Origin of the sequence: Rhodopseudomonas sp. BR0C11 (assembly GCF_010820945.1) — a bacterium.
GTDB lineage: Bacteria > Pseudomonadota > Alphaproteobacteria > Rhizobiales > Xanthobacteraceae > Rhodopseudomonas > Rhodopseudomonas palustris_H.
This window is the reverse complement of record NZ_QTKI01000043.1, coordinates 1-19,421: the sequence shown is the minus strand read 5'-3', so window position 1 is coordinate 19,421 and position 19,421 is coordinate 1. Positions and strand designations below refer to the sequence as shown.

The window sequence follows — 19,421 nt, the reverse complement described above, 5'->3', positions numbered from 1 at the left end:
GATAATTGCCGTTCGCATCGTGCGCGACCGTGCCGTCGAAATTGGCCTGGACGCGACGACGCACTGCATCGACACCGACCACCGCGGTGCCAGTGAATGGGCCGACCGTCCCATAGCCATAATTGCCGGAGGTCGGGCTCGAGGCGGTGAGCCACGTCGTCATCAGCCCGCCGATGAAGCCGAACAGCGTGCCTGACGCCTGCTGCGTGGCGGTCTTTTCCACCGCGGTCTGCTGGGTCGAGGTTTGGATCGTCTGGTTCAGGGTCGACGCGGTCTGATTGATCGGCGGCAGCGGCGTCGGTACCTGCGGCGTCAGCGAGCCGGCGACCGAGCCGTTGGGAGTGCCGGTCGCGCGGGCCTCGGCGCGCTGAACGTTGCCGCGCGAAGCGGTACCCTGCCCGGCGCCTCCGCTCTGGCCGGGAGCACTCTGGAACGACTGAATTAAATTCTGCACGAAGTTCGGCGGCGGCGGTCCCGGAGGCGACGGCGGCTGGCCGGCGCCTGGGGTCTGGGTGAATTCGCCGGCGCCGAGCGTCACCGTGCCGCCGGGCGTCGTCACCGTCGAAGAGCCATAGCCCGCGAACACGAAGCCGGTTCCGATCATCGCGACGCCGCCGCGGATGCCGACGGTTGCGGCCGCGGTTTTGATTTCGGCATCGCCGGTGTGGCTGATCTGGCCGCCGACGAACCGCAGCGCGCCCTTGCCGAGCCGGGCCGCCAGCTTACCGGTGCCGGAATTCGGATCATAGACGTATTCGTCGATCGTCAGATCGCTGTTCGGCCCGACCGTCATTGAGGTCTTGTCGATGAACAGGATCTGCACCGAGCCCTTGTCGGTGGTCTTGATCCGCTCCTTGTGGGCGATCGACTCGCCGATCGAAATCGTCCGCAAATTCGCTGTCGCGGCGGGGTTCACCGCCGACGCCTTGCCGACCTCCTGCGCCACCGCGAGAGTTGCGCCGTTCCCGGCCGCGAACAGTGCGGCAGCTCCGATCATCCATCCTGACAGACGCATCGCGAGCCTCCTCAGAAACGCACCGTCGGCCCGAGCGAGGCCGACAGGTTGTTGGTGCGATAGTTCGGCAGGTTGGAGTCGATCTTGGTGTACAGCACCTGGGTGCGCACGCCGACATTGCCGGCGATCTGCGCATCGAGAATGGCGCCGTAGCGGTATTCGTCCTCGCGCCGCACCAGCGTCGGGTCGACGATGAAGTTCGGAGCGTCGTAGTTCGAGCGGCTGTAGCCGATGGTCGGCGCCACCACGAACTGATGCGGCTGGCCGAACACCGGCACCACGAATTCGACCGGGAACGCCATGTCGATCGAGTAGCGCTTGTAGCTGTTGTAGTCCGCGACCGCCTTGTTGACGTCATAGCCGCCGCGGGTGGTCCAGTGCACCGGACCAAACCGGAAATCGGTGGTGATCGCCGCGGTGGTCAGATCGCCGGTCTGGGTGCCGGCGGTCGGGTAGTAGGTCGATTCGGTGAACTTGCGATGCCGGGTCTCGACATACCCCTCGATCAGGCCGTTGTCGCCGATCGTCGATCGCGCCGACAAACCGCCGCCGAGCGCACCGAAATAGCTGTAGTCGCCGAGCCAGACCTTGTCGCCGATTGCGTAGTATTTGAACGAGGCGTTCTGGCCGATCCCGACGCGGTGGCCGACCGTGCCTTCGAGCAGGCCGAGGTTGAACTGGCTCTGCGTGAACTGCCGCGAATTGTAGCCGAGGAAGGTGGTCTCGATCGCGTCGCCGCGCTTGTTGAGCTTGTAGGCGTAGGCGGCGGTGATGCTCTGGACCGCGTTCCAGTCCGACTTGCGGCCGAACCGCGGATCGAGGATCGCATCCTGGCCGAGTGCGCGCACCTGCAGCGAATTCGGCCCGATATTAGCGTTGGTCTGGTAGCGCATGCCGCCCTGCAGGAACACGCTGTATTCGTGCTTCGACAGTCGCCGGTCGATCTCGGCCAGATAGGCCATCACCTGACCGCGGATTTCGTCCGGAACGTTGCCGCCCTTGATCGCGTCGAGCAGATAGCCGCGCGCGATCTCATAAGAGGCGAGCTTGAAATACAGCACGCCGAGTTCGAGCTTCACCCGCGGCAGATCGGGATTGAAGAACAGCATCCGCTCCAGCGCGCCGATCGCGGCCTCGTAGTCGCCGCGCTCGACCGCCGCATGGGCGAATTTGAAGCTGACGTCGAGATTGGCCGGCTGCTGATACATCTGGTTGAACAGCGCGTCGTAGCCCTGCTGCACAACCGCGGCGGGAGTCGCCTTCTGCTCCTGCGCGGACGCGACCGAGCCGGCGATCACCGTCGCCGCCACAGCGCATAACCATGTCGCCTTCAATCGCACGCCGCACCCCGAAATGATCGTCTGGAAACTGATTGCTCGTTGGCCGAGCTAATTGGTCGGGATTTTGCGGGAGGCGTTCGGCCAGCGGTATCCTTTTTTACGCGAAAGGTCCGCAATTGCACGCCGACGTGGCCTTTTTGTCACGCGGATCGTCCCGAAACAGAACGGAACCGGCAGTTCACGCAAGAACTGAGCTTCGCCGCTGGGGATACTGACGCTGGAACCGGATGCCGCCCGTCCAACTGCGGCAACAGAGCAACACAGCAAGAGGGAATCTCTATGGCCGATGCAGCCGCCCGCAGCCCGACCTCGCCGTTCGAAATCCGCCATGCGGTGACGATCGCAGCGCCGCCCGAGGCCGTGTTCGACTACGTCACCAATCCGAAATCCTGGCCGGAATGGCTGCCCTCCTCCCACGCGCTCGAATGCGACGACCGCCCGATGGGCTTCGGCGATACTTTCCACGAGCACTGGTCGACCCGCAGCGGCCCGGTCGACCTCGATTGGCTGGTGATTGCCTGCGACCGCCCGCTGCTGTGGATCGGCCTCACCCAGACCAGCTTCATGGGGCCAGTGGTGGTGCACTACACGTTCGAAGCTACGGACGGCGGCACCCGCTTCACCCGCATCCTGCGCAATCCGGCACGGCCGAAACCGCCGACGCCGGAGATGATCGAGCGGATGAGCGCGGAGGCCGAGCTGGGGTTGGGGAATATCAAGAGGATTGTGGAGCGGCGGTGAGCCGACCGGAGAAGCGGTGGCCAACAGGGTCGACACAGCCTAATGGCCGCTATGGGCCAGAAGCGGACATCGCTTCTGACGTTCAACGTAGAAGTCTCGACGGCGGAATCGATCGCCCCCGTTTCGGCCTAGCATCCACACTTCAGCAGCAGCAAACGCAAACGATACCCACATTTTCAAATGTGCAGGAGTTAGCGCCGGAAAGAAAGAATGAAACAATTACTCAGGAGATCTTGGTGCCCAGGGGCAGCAATCGTGGTTAGACCAACCACCTAGCAGCAGGTGCGGGCGCATTTTTCGGTATTCCCGCGTCTACCGTAGCCTCCAAGACGCCTACACCGTACTGGCACCGGAACATGTTATCAGTCAGACTGCTACCCGACCGAGTGTAGCTTCTCCCATGCAGCTATGCTGCACCACACAACCTTGAGGCTGCATATGGCCATCGAAATTCACCGAGTCATTTTTGAGAAAAAGCAGCTTGCGGACATATCTAAGGACGAGCGATCACTCCTCCTGCTCATGGGCCACGCCACCAACGAGCTGAACGTCCTCTCTAAGTTCATTCTCATGATGCGCAAAGACAACCCGCCCACGCAGGTCGAGGACTTTACCGAGGGTGGGCAGGTTTTCATCATCATGCGAGTTCTGATCGGAAAGCTTCATGAGGCATGGGAGCTGTTCAAAGCGCGCGCGCAATCGAACAAGGCGATCTCAGAACAGTACCTGACGAAGCTCGACGAAGAAGCTGCGCGGGCGCTCAAAGCGCTGAATGACTATTTCGGCAAGAAGAACGCTGTAGCTGAGATCCGCAACAAGGTGGCGTTCCATTACAAAGATAAGGACGGCCTGATGGAAGAGAATTTCCAGCGACTTCCTGAGACGGAGCCCTGGGAATTCTACCTCTCAAAAACGCACGGCAACACCTTCTACTACGCTTGTGAGATGGTCGCGACGGGCAGCGCGTTGAGCCTTGCTGGGAGGATTGAGGAAAAAGAACAGGATGGTCTTGCGGGGGATATCAAGGCGTTCTCTGAGCTGAGCAACGCGGTGCTGGAAGTCTCGAAGCACATCACCACCCTATTCTCATGGTTAATCTCGGATATTGTCACCGCGCACGTTCCAGAGCCTAAGGTGATTACCGAGAGGTTCGAAGACGGTCCAAAGCTATCTGAGTTCGCGCTGCCGTACTTTTTCGATGAAGACGAAGAGGATTGGACAAAGCAGTTCCAACAGAAAGCCGAAAACGCGAAATAGCAAATGTTTCGAGGAAGATTGATAAATGAACAGGCTTGTTACTTACGGTGGCGCCCTCGCTAGCGATATCATTTCAACCGTTATGCCCGGCGCCAGTACGCTTGCCAAATTTGTGGACAGCTACGCTGAGAAAAAGAGAAAAGAAGCTGCAGATATTTTCATCAACGAAGTGTCTCAAGGATACCATGGCAGAATTGATTTCGATGAACACGATCTTGATCCGTTGATCGGAATTGTCCATCGTTTTTGGAAGGCGGTGGAAGATGGCGCGGCTCGTGAAAACCTCAGACTCCTCGCGCAAGTGATTGCCGGTTTGAAGAAAAATAAGGCGCTTGAAGATGTCGATCAGTTTCGGAAGTGGGCGGGTATTTTGGAACAGCTTACGCGCGACGAATTGCTCGTTCTCGGCAAAGCGCTACGAGTTCGGCGAGACATCCTTAATGCCGGCACAGATGTTGCGAACGATTTCTGGCAACGACTGGAATGTTCGTTAGAGGCAGCCCGCTATTCAAAGAGCGAGATTGGCGCTCTCTGCGCTTCCGTGAGCCGGACAGGGCTATTGATCCCATTGAGCGGATTTGGGGCGCTCACTTACATGGACACCCCATGGCTTGAGAATCTCGGGAAGTTGGCAGACCTTGAGAACCTTAGCCAGCGCTGAGTGTTTTTGCCACTCAGCACTGACAAGGCCGCGTTTGGAAGCCGCCTTCCGAGATGGGCCATAAGCAGTCCTCCGGGATGACGCTGCCGAGCGCCAGGGATTGCCCCGATGGCGGCCGTTAAAGGGACCGCGACCGAACCGCGTCGCCTGTGGCCAGCCAGCCTGCGCATTCATTCAAAAGAGGCTCAGCTTTGCGGAATGGCGGAGCGCTCCCCATATGACGTACATGAGCAGCGATGATTATGTGATCGGCAAGCGCATGTGCGAGGACATGACGGCTGAGGCATTCGAGAGCGATTTCCCGAAGGTGACCGGCCGTAGTGTCAAAGTTGTCGGTAGAGAAGACCCGCCCGATGTGATCGCAGTCATTGACGGCGTAGAGACGGGCGTCGAGCTGACCGCGATAATGGCCGCGAGCGCCCAAGATATCGTGCTCGGAATGCACCGACTGGCGAAGCAGAAGCATGAGAAGTATGACCGCCGTGCGCTGTTCAGCGTCCGGCCAATGATCCTGTTAGGCCATCTTACCTGGCCTGCCATCAGCACCAAAGAGCGCGACAACCTGACGATGGATGCTATGCGCCAGGCAATAGCAACCTTTCCTGCGCTATGGGATGTATGGGAAGAAGTCGATGGCATGTATGACCCGTCCGACTTCGACGGGATCGGTTTTTCCGAGATTTGGCTGATGGACGACGGCATGAAGTACACTTCCCGCCGCGATCCACGCGCTCCGGCGGATTTCTTCTGCTTTGCACCCTCTGAGCAAGGCGGGTTCTGGCAGCTTGAGAGAAAACGCCGCCACCCTTACTGGCACCTTTATGCCGGCGACTAGAAGAGCGCACCGAGGTGATATGGGAGATTTGAGAATGCGGCGGTTCACGGACCCGGAGATCGTATTCCATCATGAGGGTGCCGACGGCGGGATGGAACGGACGTTAGAGGCGAATGAGGATGGCACCCTAACGTACGACGAGTCACCCAATTACTATGCGCACCGCGGGGGCGAGAAGGGCAAGGTAGAGAGACCGTCGCCGACCGAAGCAAAGGCGCGATTTCCAGGTTACGATTAGAAAATCGATAGTGCTGTCGCCTACATGAAGGACCGTCGGTCTCGCTAGCAGGGGAACGACAGCTCCGGGTCATTACCTGACATCGACTTAAGTACACTCTCCGGACCTGAAAGTCGCGCTTCGCTGCTCGTATCGGCCTCTGATCGGCTGCGCGGCTTCGCCAATCGCCGATGCACGTGCCGAGCGTGCAGCTCGCCCGCGTCGTTTCCTTCGATCTCTAAGGTCCGCCAAATCTGCACGACCGGATTGACGCCCCCGCTGACATAGATTATATTCCTATTCATCTCGTTCGCGAGGGGCGCTTCTCGAGGGCGCTTGCGAGGCGGAGCGGGATACGGCGTCCTGCGTGACGTGCCTCGCAAGCACGCGCCCGGGAGGTTGAGGGTCACCGTCCGCCGCTACTACGAGCGGCCGCCGCTTCAGAGGCTGGACGGGTCGAGTAGAGGCCGGGGAAAGCCCGCAAGCTCGCTCGGTCCCGGAAGAGCGGTCCTTCAGCCAAAAACCGCCGGGGTGGCGCGCCGCAAGGCGACGCGCGGTTCGCGATCTTCGCCCCTCGCGCGGGCGAAGGCCGGATCGCGACACTACCAACGCCGCGTCTTGCGGCGCGCCACCGCCCCTCACTTTGGGGCGGCTCTTCGGGCAAAGCTCGGGCGCATTGCGCCGCGAGGATGCGGAGGCTTGGCTGTTTGACAGGGTTGATTATATGCAAGTCGTCATGCGCGGGCTTGACCCGCGCATCCATCGCGCGCTTAGCGCGCAACAAAGACGACGATCAAACGAAGGGGATGGATTGCCGGGTCAAGCCCGGCAATGACGCATTGTGATGGCGCGTCGTACGCAGCCTCACCCGACCTTCTTCACGTCCTTGATCTCCGAGAAGGTGATGCCCTCGGCGCGGTCTCTCGTGTAGCCGAGATAGAATTCGTTCTTGGCGAGGTACACCGGATCGCCGTCGACGTCGTCGGCGATCGACGAGCCGTTGTTGGCGATGAAGGTGTCGAGCTTCTTGCGGTCGTCGGACGAGATCCAGCGCGCGAGCTGGAATTCGGAGACTTCGAAATCGACCGGCAGCTGATACTCCGCCTCGAGCCGCGCCTTCAGCACGTCGAGCTGCAGCGGGCCGACCACGCCGACTAGCGCCGGCGCGCCGTCGCGCGGGCGGAACACCTGCACGACGCCCTCCTCCGACATCTGCTGCAGCGCCTCTTTCAGCTTCTTGGCCTTCATCGCATCGCCGAGCCGGACGCGGCGGACGATTTCCGGCGCAAAGCTCGGCACGCCGACGAAGGTCACATCCTCGCCCTCGGTCAGCGTATCGCCGATCCGCAGCGTGCCGTGGTTGGGAATGCCGACGACGTCGCCGGCGAAAGCTTCGTCCGCCACCGAACGGTCCTGCGCGAAGAAGAACTGCGGGCTCGACAGCGGCATCGCCTTGCCGGTGCGAACCAACTTGGCCTTCATGCCGCGGGTCAGCTTGCCCGAGCACAGCCGCGCGAACGCAATCCGGTCGCGGTGGTTCGGATCCATATTGGCTTGGATCTTGAACACGAAGGCGCTCATCTTCGGCTCGTCGGCGGCGATCTTGCGCAAATTGCTTTCCTGCGCGCGGGGCGGCGGCGCGTAGCGGCCGAGCCCCTGCAGCAAATCGCCGACGCCGAAATTGCGCAGCGCCGAGCCGAAATACACCGGCGTCAGGTGGCCTTCGCGGAACGCCTCGAGGTCGAACGGCTTACAGGCCTCGGTGGCGAGCTCGAGCTCCTCCTTGACCGCGGCGACGTCGAGATTGGCGTGACGCTTGCCGAGCTCCTCGATGGTGATCTGCTCGGCCGCGCCGGTCTTGGCGCCGCCGCCTTCGAGCAGGCGGACGCCGCCGTTCAGCACGTCGTAGGTGCCGAGGAAGTCGCGGCCGCGCCCGACCGGCCAGGTCATCGGCGTGGTGTCGAGCGCCAGCGTCTTCTCGATCTCATCGAGCAGATCGAAGGTGTCGCGGCTCTCACGGTCCATCTTATTGATGAAGGTGATGATCGGAATGTCGCGCAGCCGGCAGACCTCGAACAGCTTGCGGGTGCGCGCCTCGATGCCCTTGGCGGCGTCGATCACCATCACGGCGGAATCGACCGCGGTCAGCGTCCGGTAGGTGTCTTCCGAGAAGTCCTCGTGGCCCGGGGTGTCGAGCAGGTTGAACACCAGGCCGTCGAACTCGAAGGTCATCACCGAGGTGACCACCGAGATGCCGCGGTCGCGCTCGATCTTCATCCAGTCCGACCGGGTGTTGCGGCGCTCGCCCTTGGCCTTGACCTGACCGGCCAAATTGATGGCGCCGCCGAACAGCAGCAGCTTTTCGGTCAGCGTGGTCTTGCCGGCGTCAGGATGCGAGATGATCGCAAAAGTGCGCCGCCGCGCCACTTCATGGGCGAGCGAAAACGGGGTCGAGGACGGCGCTTCGGCCGGAACAGCGGTGTCGGACATTCATCAGCCTGTGGCAGGGAAAGCCGGCGCGATCAAGGGCTTCCGGCGGGTCGCAAGCGCCGGCAGTTGCGCGGCGGAACGGCGTCCCTCATATAAGGGATCGAGGACGACCTCAAAATCACCTTTTCGGCCGGGACGACCCGGCCTCCTCAAGACCGCGCATTGCGCCGGCGCGCCATCCCGTTGGATGGCCTCATGAAATTTGCCCGGACGTGCGCAAGGAGGCCGCTATGGCTTGGTTCTATCTGTTCGTCGCCGGTCTGATGGAGATCGGCTGGGCGCTCGGCCTGAAATACACCGAAGGCTTTACCCGCTTGGTTCCGACGGCGCTGACCGTGTCGGCGATGGTCGCCAGCGTCGCACTGCTCGGGCTTGCTCTGAAGACGCTGCCGATCGGCACCGCCTATGCGGTGTGGAGCGGCATCGGCGCGGTCGGCACCGCGGCGCTCGGCATCGCGCTGTTCGGCGATCCGGCCACGGTCGGCCGCCTCGCCTGCATCGGCCTGATTGTCGCCGGCATCGTCGGGCTCAAGCTGGTGGCCTAAGGGCGCGGCTTCTGCTTCATTGCGAGCGAAGCGAAGCAATCCAGCGCCTCGCACGGCGCGATGGATTGCTTCGTCGCTGCGCGCCCCGCGATGACATTGTGTTTAGAACGCCGGCACCAGCCGCGTCGCCCAATACGCCAGCGCTGCGACGATCGCCGAGGCCGGGATCGTGATCACCCAGGCATAGACGATCGAGCTCGCCACGTTCCAGCGCACCGCCGACATTCGCCGCGCCGCGCCGACACCGACGATCGCGCCGGTGATGGTGTGGGTGGTCGACACCGGCACACCGAGGAAGGTCGCCATGAACAGCGTCGCGGCGCCGCCGGTTTCGGCGCAGAAGCCCTGCATCGGCGTCAGCTTGGTGATGCGCAGCCCCATGGTGCGGACGATCCGCCAGCCGCCCATCAGCGTGCCGAGCGCCATCGCCGCCTGGCACGACAGCACCACCCAGAACGGCACCGAGAACTCGCCGCCGAGATAGCCCTGCGAATACAGAAGCACCGCAATGATGCCCATCGTCTTCTGGGCGTCGTTGCCGCCGTGGCCGAGCGAATACAGCGAGGCGGAGGCGAACTGCAGGATGCGGAAGGCGCGGTCCACCGCGAACGGCGTCGACCGCACCGACGCCCACGACACGATCGCCACCAGCACCAGCGCCAAGAGAAAGCCCACCAGCGGCGACAGCACGATCGCCAGCAGCGCCTTGGTCAGGCCGCCCCACACCGCAGCCGACAGTCCGGCCTTGGCAAGGCCGGCGCCGAGCAGGCCGCCGATCAGCGCATGCGACGAGCTCGACGGGATGCCGAGCCCCCAGGTCACCAGGTTCCAGACGATCGCCCCGGTCAACGCGGCGAAGATCACCGAGGCGTCGATCACGCTGGGCTCGATGATGCCGGTGCCGATGGTGTTGGCGACGTGCAGGCCGAACACCATGAAGGCGATGAAATTGAACGAGGCCGCCCAGAACACCGCGTAATGCGGCCGCAGCACGCGGGTGGAGACGATGGTGGCGATCGAATTGGCGGCGTCGTGCAGGCCGTTCAAAAAGTCGAACAGCAGCGCGACGGCGATCAACCCGACCAGGATGGGCAGCCCGAGCGAAGCGTCCACGGCCGGCCCCTGCCCTAGACCTGCTCGATGACGATGGAATTGATCTCGTTGGCGACGTCGTCGAAACGGTCGGCGACCTTCTCGAGGTGGTCGTAAATCTCGGCGCCGACGATGTAATCCATGGTGTTGGCGTTACGATGCTTGAGGAACAGTTCCTTCAGCCCGATGTCGTGGAGATCGTCGACCCGGCCTTCCAGCTTGGTGATCTCCTCGGTCATCGCCGTCAGCATCTGCAGGTTCGGGCCGATCGACTGCATCAGCGGGACGGCGCGGCCGACCAGATTGGCGCTTTCGGCCAACAGCGACCCGATCTCGCGCATCGGCGGCTCGAACTCGCGGACCTCGAACAGGATCACCGCCTTGGCGGTCTGCTGCATCTGGTCGATGGCGTCATCCATCGACGTGATCAGGTTCTTGATGTCGACCCGGTCGAACGGGGTGATGAAGGTCCGGCGCACCGCGGTCAGCACCTCGCGGGTGATGTTGTCGGCCTCGGATTCAAAATGGCTGACGCGCTGGCAGTGCACCAGCGTCTCGTCGCCGCCGCGCAGCATGTCCTGCAGCGCTTGGGCTCCCTGCACGACCGTATGCGTGTGCTGGGCGAACAGGTCGAAGAACCTCTCTTCCTTGGGCAGAAAGGCTCGAAAGTATCGTAGCATCGGGAGCTATCCGGTTGACGTAACGCGGGTTCGTAGGTCGGCCATGGGAGGCCGGAGACGCCCGACCGCGTCACACCGGCGTCATAAAACACTTCAGAGGCTCACAGGCAACCGTCCATTCCGGACCGACGGGACGCGTGAGCCGTGGACCGGTCCCGTCCGCCATCGGACGACACGAGATCGGGGCATTTCGGTGATCGCCGGCTCCCCTCGTCCACAGATTTTGCCCGGCCGCCGGGTTGCCGGCAGATGCCGTCGTCACGGCCCGAGCGCCTCCTGCTCGCGAATCACTTCAACGCGCTGATGTGAAATCGAGGCCCGTGAGGCCGCGTAGCAGTGGTAATCGAGGAATGGACGAGCGTGGCCGAACGGACCATCACGACAAAATATTGAGGATGGCGAAAGCGGCCTCAATCCCTCTTGAACTCAGAAAGTTTGCAATCGATCACGGCACCTTAGCAGAAACTGCTGAGACGAAATTGAAGCTTGTTGCATCGCCTACTAAACGTGGCCTCGTATTGAATTTGTTTACGCTCTGTTAGACTCGGCCGACCTGTCACAACCAAACCGCGGCGCATGTCACCGCAGAACTGGGCGGCCATGATTCAACGCGTTCTTGGCATCATCGCTGGCGTCGATCGCAAGACTCTTCAGAGCTGCCCGGCCTCCGACAAATTATGGGCCACGCATCTGGGCGCATCGCTCTGTCTGTCGTTCGTGGTCGTGCTCGGCGTGTCGTTCCACGCCACCGGCTACATGATCGACAATATATGGACTCGGCTGCTGGTCTCGACGGTGATCGCGCTGACCGTGCTGATGTTCGACCGCGCGCTGTGCCAGTCCGACTGGTTCTATCAGGGCACGCTTTGGAATACCTCTGCGATCCAGTCGCGCGCCGAGGCCAAGCAGACCGCCTGGCGGTTCGTCCGCGTCGGCATCCGGCTGACGCTGTCGTTCGGGCTCGCCTGGGTGATCGCGATGTTCCTGGAACTCGCGATCTTCTCCTCGACCATCAACGAGAAGATCGAAGCCGACCGCGTCGCCGCCAACCAGCCGGTTTACGACAAGATCGCAGCTTTCGAAGCCGGGCTGAACGCCGAAGCCAAGCGCCGGCTCGCCGATATCGAACAGCTCGAGGCGTTGCACCGCGACGCCCTCACCGAGCAGCCGAAGCCGGAGCCGACCACCCAGGCCCGCAACGAGGACATCGAGCAGCAGATCCGCGCGCTGGCGACCCGCGAGGCCGGCATCCGCGCCGACATCGCCGAGATCGACAAGACGATCCAGCGCTACATCGCCGACATGAACGCCGAAGAGTTCGGCCTGAAAGCCACGCCGAACAATTCCGGCCGCCCCGGCGCCGGCCCCCGCTACGAATTCGCCAGAAAGCAGCGCCAGGCTTTCCAGGCACAGCGCGCCGAGCGTGAAGCCGAGATCGCCCAGCTCCACGTCCGCCGCGACGACCTCCGCGCCGCTCAGGCCAAGATCACCGCAGACGCGCTCGGCGCCCGCGAGCAGGAGCGCGGGGCGATCAAGGCGCGCGCCGATGCGCTGCAGCAGCGGATCGATGCGGCCCGCGCCGACCTGAAGCAGTTCGAAGTCGACAAGGCCGCAAGCGTCGCCGACTTCCGCAAGAAGGTGATGGCGGACTCCTATTACCAGGAGAAGAAAGACAAATTCGATCCGCTGACCCGGATCGCCGCGTATCAGGAATTGAAGAACGATCCGCGTGACGGCGCCACCATGACGCTGTTCTCGTGGATGACCCGCTGCTTCATCATCTTCCTGGAAATCGTTCCGGTGGTTGCGAAAATCTTCTTCTCGCCGCCAAGCGTTTACGCTGCGAAGATTCAGGCGCAGGTCGAACGCGCGCGGCAGCGCATCGAGAACAACGAAGACCTCGAGGACGAAGCGCCGAAGCCCGCTCCCGCAGCTGCGGTGGCCGCGGTCGTCCAGCCAGCGGCGCCTGCTGCCGTCGCAACCGTGCAGCCACCGGCGCAACCACCGAAGCCGCAACCGGCGACACCCGAGCCGGTGCGCGCCGAAGAACCGCGCACCGCACCGCAGCGCCCTGCGGAGCGCCCGCGTGGCTTCGAACATGCGTCCTACGATGACGAAGCCGAGTACGAGGAGATGCGCCGCCGCGACGATCGCCGCGCCTATGAATGGCGGCGCTACGGCGGTCGCGACAGCGATGGCGGCTATGACGAGTACGATCCGCGCGAGGTCGAACGCCGGGAGTTCGCTCGCCGCCACGACTACGACCGCTACGACGACCGGCCGCGCCGCGCCACGGCTCGGCGTGCCCAGCCGCAATTCGTCGCGCGGGACTATGCGGTCCGCGACTATGGCGGCCGCGACTTCGTCGAACAGGATTACGAAGCCAGCGACCTCGACGTCCGCAACCTGATCATGCCGCGGCGCGGCTCGGCGCGGCGCGAGGCCTATGCGGTCGAGCCGGCCGCGCGGGTTCGGGTGCCCGTCGATGACCGCGCGATGGCCCGGAGCGCGGCCTCGAGCCGGCCGCCGAACGCAGCCTGCGCTGGCCGGACGGCATCCCGGTCGACGACCTCAACACCCGCGAACTGGTTCGCCAGGTGCTGGCCGATGCCGGCTCCGCCGCCCGCGCCGAACCATTGCGTAGCGAACCGGTGCCGGCCGAGACGCCACGCGTCGAAGCCCTGCGCCCGGTCGAGGCGCCCCGCCCCGAGCCCGTTCCCAGCGAGCCGACCGCGATTGAGCCCGCGACGCCCGTGCCTACCGCAGCCGAGCCCGCTGCCGCAGAGCACGTCGTGGTTGCGATGGCTGAGCCCGCGTCTGCGATGCCGGCAGCAGAGCCGGCCATGACGGTTGCCGAAGCGCCGACCGTGCCGCCGCAGGCGCTGGAGCCGGATGTGCTGCCGAACGTGCTGGCGCACGCGCGACCCGCTCCGGTCGAGCAATCGACACCCGCACCGCAGGCGGCCGTTCTGAGCGACGCCGGGACGGCAAGTGCTGACCATGACGAGGCGATCGGTCCGTTGCCGAAATACAGCGCCGACGTCGAGAAGCTGATGACCGAGGCGGTCGAGCAGTCTCGCCCCCGCAAGAAGGCTGCGCATCCCAAGCGGGAACACCACGCCGAGGGCGAAGCCGAACTGCCGCTGGAGCACACCGCCCGGCCGGAGACGCCGCCGCAGGCGTAGCGCCAGCGGGCTCAGAACCAACCCAACAGAAAACCGCCGCGCGGCTCAGCCACGCGGCGGTTTTTGTTTTCTGACAGCGCTCTTCCGAGTCCCGCGAACAGAAGACCAGCGCCCTATGCGGCGCTTGCTTCCCCCTCTGCCTCGCTTCGCCGTTACAGCGAGCGTTTGAACAGGTGCCCGATCTCGCCGACGACGCCGCGGCGGAAGGTCAGCACGCAGGCGACGAAGATCACGCCCTGGATCACCGTGACCCATTGGCCGAAGCCGGCGAGATATTGCTGCATGGCGATGATCACGAAGGCGCCGACCACGGGGCCGAACACCGTCCCGAGCCCGCCGACCAGCGTCATCAACACGATTTCGCCGGACATCGACCAGTGCACGTCGGTCAGCGAGGCGTTCTGCGCCACGAAAACTTTCAGCGCGCCGGCAAAGCCCGCGAGCGTGCCCGACAGGATGAACGCCAGCAGCTTGTACTGGTCGGTCTTGTAGCCGAGCGAGATCGCCCGCGGCTCGTTCTCGCGGATCGCCTTCAGCACCTCACCGAACGGCGAGTTGATCGCGCGGTAGATGATCAGGAAGCCGAGCAGGAAGCCCGCCAGCACCACGAAATAAAGCGTGGTGGCGTTCGACAGGTCGATGAAGCCAAACAGCTTGCCCTGCGGAATGCCCTGGATGCCGTCTTCGCCATGGGTGAACGGCGCCTGCAGATAGATGAAGTACAACAGCTGCGACAGCGCCAGTGTGATCATCGCAAAATAGATGCCCTGGCGGCGGATCGCGATCAGCCCGGTCAGCACAGCCAGCGCGAACGCTGCCCCGGTGCCGGCGATGATCGCCAGTTCTGGCGGCAGTCCCCACACCTTCAGCGCATGGCCGCTGACGTAGCCGGCGGTGCCGAGAAACATCGCGTGGCCGAACGACAGCAGGCCGCCATAGCCGATCAGCAGATTGAAGGCGCAGGCGAGCAGCGCGAAGCACAGCCCCTGCATCACGAAGAACGGATAGACGCCGGTGAACGGCACCACGACCAGCAGCGCGGTCATGACGCCGAATGCGATCATCTCGTCGCGCACCGGGCGGCGGGTCGTGGTCGGGACGGAATTCTGCGTAATCGTGGTCATGTCAGGTTGCCCGTCCAGTCAGGCCCGAGGGTTTCACCAGCAGCACCAGCACCATCAGCACGAACACCACGGTGTTGGAGGCCTCGGGGTAGAAGTATTTGGTCAAGCCCTCGATCACGCCGAGGGTAAAGCCGGTGATGATCGAGCCCATGATCGAGCCCATGCCGCCGATCACCACCACCGCGAACACCACGATGATCAGATCGGCGCCCATCAGCGGGCGGACCTGGTTGATCGGCGCCGACAGCACGCCGGCGAGTGCCGCCAGCCCGACGCCGAGGCCGTAGGTCAGCGTGATCATCCGCGGCACATTGATGCCGAACGCCCGCACCAGGGTCGGGTTCTCGGTGGCGGCGCGCAGATAGGCGCCGAGCCGTGTGCGCTCGATCAGGAACCAGGTGAGCAGGCACACCACCAGCGAGAACACCACCACCCAGCCGCGATACACCGGCAGGTACATGAAGCCGAGATTGATCGCGCCGCGGAGCTGTTCGGGGATCGCATAAGGCAGGCCGGACGAGCCGAAATAATTCTGGAACACGCCCTGGATGATCAGCGCGACGCCGAAGGTCAGCAGCAGGCCGTACAGGTGATCGAGCCCGGAAAGCCATTGCAGCAGTGTGCGCTCCATCACCATGCCGAACAGGCCGACGATGATCGGCGACAGAATCAGCGCCCACCAATAGTTCAGGCCGAGCAGGTTGAGCAGGAAATACGCGCAGAACGCGCCCATCATGTACAACGCGCCGTGCGCGAAGTTGATGATGTTGAGCATGCCGAAGATCACGGCGAGGCCGAGGCTGAGCAGCGCATAGAACGAGCCGTTGATCAGGCCGACCAGAAGCTGCGCCAACAGAGCGGGGACGTTGATATCCATCTTGCTCTCAGTCTTTCGTGGAGGTCACCGGTCCCGCCGTCAGACGCCGAGATAGGTGTGAAGCTTGTCCATGTTGGCTTCGAGCTCGGAATTGGCGAAGCCGTCGATGATCTTGCCGTGCTCGACCACGTAGTAGCGATCGGCCACCGTGGCGGCGAAGCGGAAGTTCTGCTCGACCAGCAGAATGGTGAAGCCCTGCTTCTTCAACCGCGCGATGGTGTGGCCGATCTGCTGGATGATCACCGGCGCCAGACCTTCGGTCGGCTCGTCCAGCATCAGGAACCGCGCCCCGGTGCGCAGGATGCGGGCGATCGCCAGCATCTGCTGTTCGCCGCCCGAGAGCTTGGTGCCCTGGCTCTTCAGCTGCTCGCGCAGGTTCGGGAACAGTTCGAAGATCTGATCGAGCGACAACCCGCCGGGGCGAACCTGCGGCGGCAGCATCAGGTTTTCGCGGACGTCGAGGCTGGCGAAGATGCCGCGCTCCTCGGGACAGAACGCGATGCCACGGCGGGCGATCTTGTCCGACGACGCCCGACTGATGTCGATGCCGTCGAACGTGATGGTGCCGCTGCGCTTGCCGACGATCCCCATCACCGCCTTCAGCGTGGTGGTCTTGCCGGCGCCGTTGCGGCCGAGAAGCGTCACCACCTCGCCTTCGCGGACGTCGAAATTCATGCCGTGCAGAATGTGGGACTCGCCGTACCACGCCTGCAGATCGCGCACGCTCAGCATCGCTGCGCCGGCAGCCGACGATGCGGGCCGCTCCATAGTGGTCGCCTCAACCATGACCCGCTCCGAGATAGGCTTCCTTGACCCGCTGATCCTGGGTCAGGTCGGTGTAGTTGCCTTCCGCCAGCACCTGGCCGCGGGTCAGCACGGTGATGACGTCCGACAGGTTGGCGACAACGCTCAAATTGTGCTCGACCATCAGGATCGTGTACTTGGCCGAGATCCGCTTGATCAGCGCCGCGATCTTGTCGATGTCCTCGTGCCCCATGCCGGCCATCGGCTCATCGAGCAGCATCATCTCGGGATCGAGCGCCAGCGTGGTGGCGATCTCCAGCGCGCGCTTGCGGCCGTAGGCCATCTCGACCGCAGGCGTGTCGGCGAACTCGCTCAGCCCGACGTCGTCGAGCAGTTCCCGCGCCCGGTGGTTGTACTTGTCGAGCACGCTCTTGGAGCGCCAGAAATCGAACGACGACCCGTGCTGCCGCTGCAGCGCGACCCGCACGTTCTCGAGCGCGGTCAGATGCGGGAACACCGCTGATATCTGGAAGGAGCGCACCAGCCCGAGCCGCGCCACGTCGGCCGGCGCCATCGCGGTGATGTCCTGCCCGTTGTACAGGATCTGCCCGGCGGACGGCCGCAGGAACTTGGTGAGCAGATTGAAGCACGTGGTCTTGCCGGCCCCGTTCGGACCGATCAGTGCATGAATGTGACCACGGCGGACCCGCAGGTTGACGTCCCGCACGGCAAAGAAGCCGGCGAATTCCTTCGTCAATCCGTTGGTTTCGAGGATGATGTCATCGGCCAAGCAACTTCCCCCCATCGAACGCATGCGGTGCCGGCGCAGACGTCCGATGTCTTCTTTTTTGGAGCCGGTGCTCGGAGCGCCGTTGGCGCCCGGCCCGTCTTTCTGGCCCGACTATGCCGCTATTCGCGAGCCTTGTGCAAGATGCAAAGCTGGGCAGCGAAAAAGACGGCCCCCACCACCGCGAGCTATCGGCCGGCGGCCGGCAGATCGACCTTCAGCCATTCGACTGCCAGGCTGACGAAGTCGGCGAAGGTCAATTCCGTAGGGTCGAGTTCGGCATGACGACAAACCTGCGGCAGGGCCGTTTCGAACAACTGATACCTGCGAAACACCTCGGCGCCGCCGGGCAGAGTCCGGCCGGACGCCGTCCGCAACCAGTTCCGGACCGCCGCGATGGCGCGTTTCTGCTCGCCGCCATGAGCCTGGATATCTTGGCCGGCAATGTCGGACATGAACTTCTGGTAGCGATAGCGCTCGGTGTCGAGCACCAGGCACGTCTTCTGCCGCTGCGCCCGTCCGCCGCACCGTTTCACACCTAGGAACATGCCGAGTTCGAGCGGCATGTTGAACCGCGGTAGTTGGGAGTGGCCGTCGAGCTCGGTTCGGGAAAGATCGTGAATTCCGAAACGGCAACGCTCGATGATCGAAAAGATCTTCTCGATCCGCGGCTGGCTGCCGTCATCGATCTCCAGGGCGCATCTTGCGCGAAATCCGCACAGGATGACGGTGAAGACGATCGCGTTGAAGAGAGGCTTGTACTGAGAATCGAACGGGCAGTTGACGAAGACGCTGTCTTCGTAGTCGGCGGGCTGCTTACTTGGCTTTCGCGCCATGCACTTCGCGCACCGCCTTGCGGATGTCCTTCAGGGAGGCGGAACTCGGTCGCTGCTTGGGCTGCAACAGGGTAACCTTCGTCGCCTCCTCGCGCGACCGTGCGGGAGGTACGTACCGAATGAAGCGCCCCGTCTCGGCGTGCCGTTTGCTCGTCATGCGATTAAGAATGCAACATCCCTGGTCAGGTTCAAGCCTTAATCGAACACCTCGGCATAGGCTTCCGGGCGGAAGCCGACCAGCAGCTTGTGGCCGTACTCCAGCACCGGGCGCTTGATCATCGACGGCTGTGCCAGCATTAGCGCGATCGCCTTGGCCTCGGTCAGCCCCTCTTTGTCCGCCTGGGGCAGCTTGCGGAAGGTGGTGCCGGCGCGGTTGAGCAGCGTCTCCCAGCCGGCCTGCTTCGCCCAGCGCTCGAGATGCTCCCGGTCGATGCCCGCGGTCTTGTAGTCGTGGAACGTGTAGCTGATGCCGTAGCCATCGAGCCAGGTCCGCGCCTTCTTCATCGTGTCGCAATTCTTGATGCCATAGAGGGTGGTGGGCACGCGCAGGCTCCGCAAGATTGAAAGCAATCGACTCGCATTCAGGCCGCCCACCCCTCAGCCGTCAAGCGCGATGGCCGCGCTGTGCATGAACCCACGAAAGAAGCTGGGAAGAAAGTCTGACGCTGCGGAACGGCATCTGTCACATCGGTTTCATCCAGCGATCCTAGAGCGGGTGGAATGCGGTTCTCCACGCCGCCCAAACCCGCGAGATGCCTGCGATGTCGACCGAAATCCTCCGCCTCAAGCACAAGCTCGACACGCTGATCACAGAGATCGACGAGGGCAGCCGCGAGCGGCTGGCCGGCTGGGCGGATCAGATCCATCGTCCCGGCTTCGGCCCCAGCGCCGCCAACCTCGCCCACTATCTGGCACTGCGTCACCACGATCTGCGCCCGCTGCAGCACCTGTCTCTTATACCCATCTGACGCTGCCGACGAATTAAGCGGTATAAA

At 63.4% G+C, this 19,421-nt stretch carries 17 protein-coding genes and 1 pseudogene; 7 read left to right on the top strand and 11 right to left on the bottom strand.

Going from position 1 to position 19,421, the window contains the following annotated elements; genetic code table 11:
* Positions 1 to 1,015: FecR family protein (locus tag DYI24_RS06030; protein ID WP_205523386.1), on the bottom strand; the 1,015-nt coding region annotated here is incomplete at its 3' end.
* 11 nt (positions 1,016 to 1,026) lie between these two features.
* Complete coding sequence (locus DYI24_RS06025; protein WP_164571626.1) at positions 1,027 to 2,355, bottom strand: tetratricopeptide repeat protein; 1,329 nt, start codon at positions 2,353 to 2,355, stop codon at positions 1,027 to 1,029.
* Positions 2,356 to 2,634: 279 nt separating this feature from the next.
* Here DYI24_RS06025 and DYI24_RS06020 point away from each other — a divergent pair, with 279 nt between their 5' ends.
* The 4 genes from DYI24_RS06020 to DYI24_RS06005 all read left to right on the top strand — a co-directional run bounded on the left by DYI24_RS06020 (position 2,635) and on the right by DYI24_RS06005 (position 5,849).
* On the top strand, positions 2,635 to 3,096 hold the full coding sequence (locus DYI24_RS06020) for an SRPBCC family protein (protein WP_164571625.1): 462 nt from the start codon (positions 2,635 to 2,637) through the stop codon (positions 3,094 to 3,096).
* Positions 3,097 to 3,534: 438 nt separating this feature from the next.
* Entirely contained in the window at positions 3,535 to 4,353 is an 819-nt protein-coding gene (locus DYI24_RS06015) for a hypothetical protein (RefSeq protein ID WP_164571624.1), read from the top strand.
* Between the two features lie 25 nt (positions 4,354 to 4,378).
* Positions 4,379 to 5,014, top strand: a complete 636-nt coding sequence (locus tag DYI24_RS06010) for a hypothetical protein (protein WP_164571623.1) — start codon at positions 4,379 to 4,381, stop codon at positions 5,012 to 5,014.
* 217 nt (positions 5,015 to 5,231) lie between these two features.
* Positions 5,232 to 5,849 (top strand): hypothetical protein, encoded by a 618-nt coding sequence (locus DYI24_RS06005; protein WP_164571622.1) that lies wholly within the window; start codon positions 5,232 to 5,234, stop codon positions 5,847 to 5,849.
* 1,081 nt (positions 5,850 to 6,930) lie between these two features.
* On the opposite strand, the gene DYI24_RS06000 is transcribed toward DYI24_RS06005, so the two are convergent.
* Positions 6,931 to 8,556, bottom strand: a complete 1,626-nt coding sequence (locus tag DYI24_RS06000; protein ID WP_164571621.1) for a peptide chain release factor 3 — start codon at positions 8,554 to 8,556, stop codon at positions 6,931 to 6,933.
* A gap of 230 nt (positions 8,557 to 8,786) precedes the next feature.
* On the opposite strand from DYI24_RS06000, the gene sugE reads away from it, so the two are divergent.
* Positions 8,787 to 9,101, top strand: a complete 315-nt coding sequence (gene sugE / locus DYI24_RS05995; protein WP_107344185.1) for a quaternary ammonium compound efflux SMR transporter SugE — start codon at positions 8,787 to 8,789, stop codon at positions 9,099 to 9,101.
* 102 nt (positions 9,102 to 9,203) lie between these two features.
* Here sugE and DYI24_RS05990 read toward each other — a convergent pair whose 3' ends face one another.
* Positions 9,204 to 10,214 carry an inorganic phosphate transporter gene (locus DYI24_RS05990; protein WP_107344184.1) on the bottom strand — a complete coding sequence of 337 codons (1,011 nt, stop codon included), beginning with the start codon at positions 10,212 to 10,214 and terminating at the stop codon, positions 9,204 to 9,206.
* 14 nt (positions 10,215 to 10,228) lie between these two features.
* Positions 10,229 to 10,873 (bottom strand): DUF47 domain-containing protein, encoded by a 645-nt coding sequence (locus DYI24_RS05985; protein WP_164571620.1) that lies wholly within the window; start codon positions 10,871 to 10,873, stop codon positions 10,229 to 10,231.
* A gap of 576 nt (positions 10,874 to 11,449) precedes the next feature.
* Between DYI24_RS05985 and DYI24_RS05980 the strand changes: the two are divergent.
* Positions 11,450 to 14,058: pseudogene (locus DYI24_RS05980) on the top strand (DUF4407 domain-containing protein).
* 152 nt (positions 14,059 to 14,210) lie between these two features.
* Here DYI24_RS05980 and DYI24_RS05975 read toward each other — a convergent pair.
* The 6 genes from DYI24_RS05975 to DYI24_RS05950 all read right to left on the bottom strand — a co-directional run bounded on the left by DYI24_RS05975 (position 14,211) and on the right by DYI24_RS05950 (position 18,969).
* Positions 14,211 to 15,182 carry a branched-chain amino acid ABC transporter permease gene (locus DYI24_RS05975; protein ID WP_164571619.1) on the bottom strand — a complete coding sequence of 324 codons (972 nt, stop codon included), beginning with the start codon at positions 15,180 to 15,182 and terminating at the stop codon, positions 14,211 to 14,213.
* 1 nt (position 15,183) lies between these two features.
* The gene (locus DYI24_RS05970) at positions 15,184 to 16,059 is read right to left on the bottom strand and encodes a branched-chain amino acid ABC transporter permease (RefSeq protein WP_107344180.1); all 876 of its coding nucleotides are present in this window, start codon (positions 16,057 to 16,059) and stop codon (positions 15,184 to 15,186) included.
* A 39-nt stretch (positions 16,060 to 16,098) separates the two neighbouring features.
* Entirely contained in the window at positions 16,099 to 16,845 is a 747-nt protein-coding gene (locus DYI24_RS05965; protein WP_164571618.1) for an ABC transporter ATP-binding protein, read from the bottom strand.
* Positions 16,838 to 17,593, bottom strand: a complete 756-nt coding sequence (locus tag DYI24_RS05960) for an ABC transporter ATP-binding protein (RefSeq protein ID WP_107344178.1) — start codon at positions 17,591 to 17,593, stop codon at positions 16,838 to 16,840. The genes DYI24_RS05965 and DYI24_RS05960 overlap by 8 nt, the downstream gene beginning before the upstream one ends.
* 185 nt (positions 17,594 to 17,778) lie before the next feature.
* The gene (locus DYI24_RS05955; RefSeq protein ID WP_164571617.1) at positions 17,779 to 18,426 is read right to left on the bottom strand and encodes a nucleotide-binding protein; all 648 of its coding nucleotides are present in this window, start codon (positions 18,424 to 18,426) and stop codon (positions 17,779 to 17,781) included.
* Between the two features lie 195 nt (positions 18,427 to 18,621).
* A complete protein-coding gene (locus DYI24_RS05950; protein WP_164571616.1) occupies positions 18,622 to 18,969 on the bottom strand; it encodes an ArsC family reductase in 348 nt (115 codons plus the stop codon).
* Between the two features lie 218 nt (positions 18,970 to 19,187).
* On the opposite strand from DYI24_RS05950, the gene DYI24_RS28740 reads away from it, so the two are divergent.
* Positions 19,188 to 19,394, top strand: coding sequence for a hypothetical protein (locus tag DYI24_RS28740; RefSeq protein ID WP_246701169.1), 207 nt, complete (start codon positions 19,188 to 19,190; stop codon positions 19,392 to 19,394).
* The last annotated feature ends 27 nt before the right edge of the window (positions 19,395 to 19,421 follow it).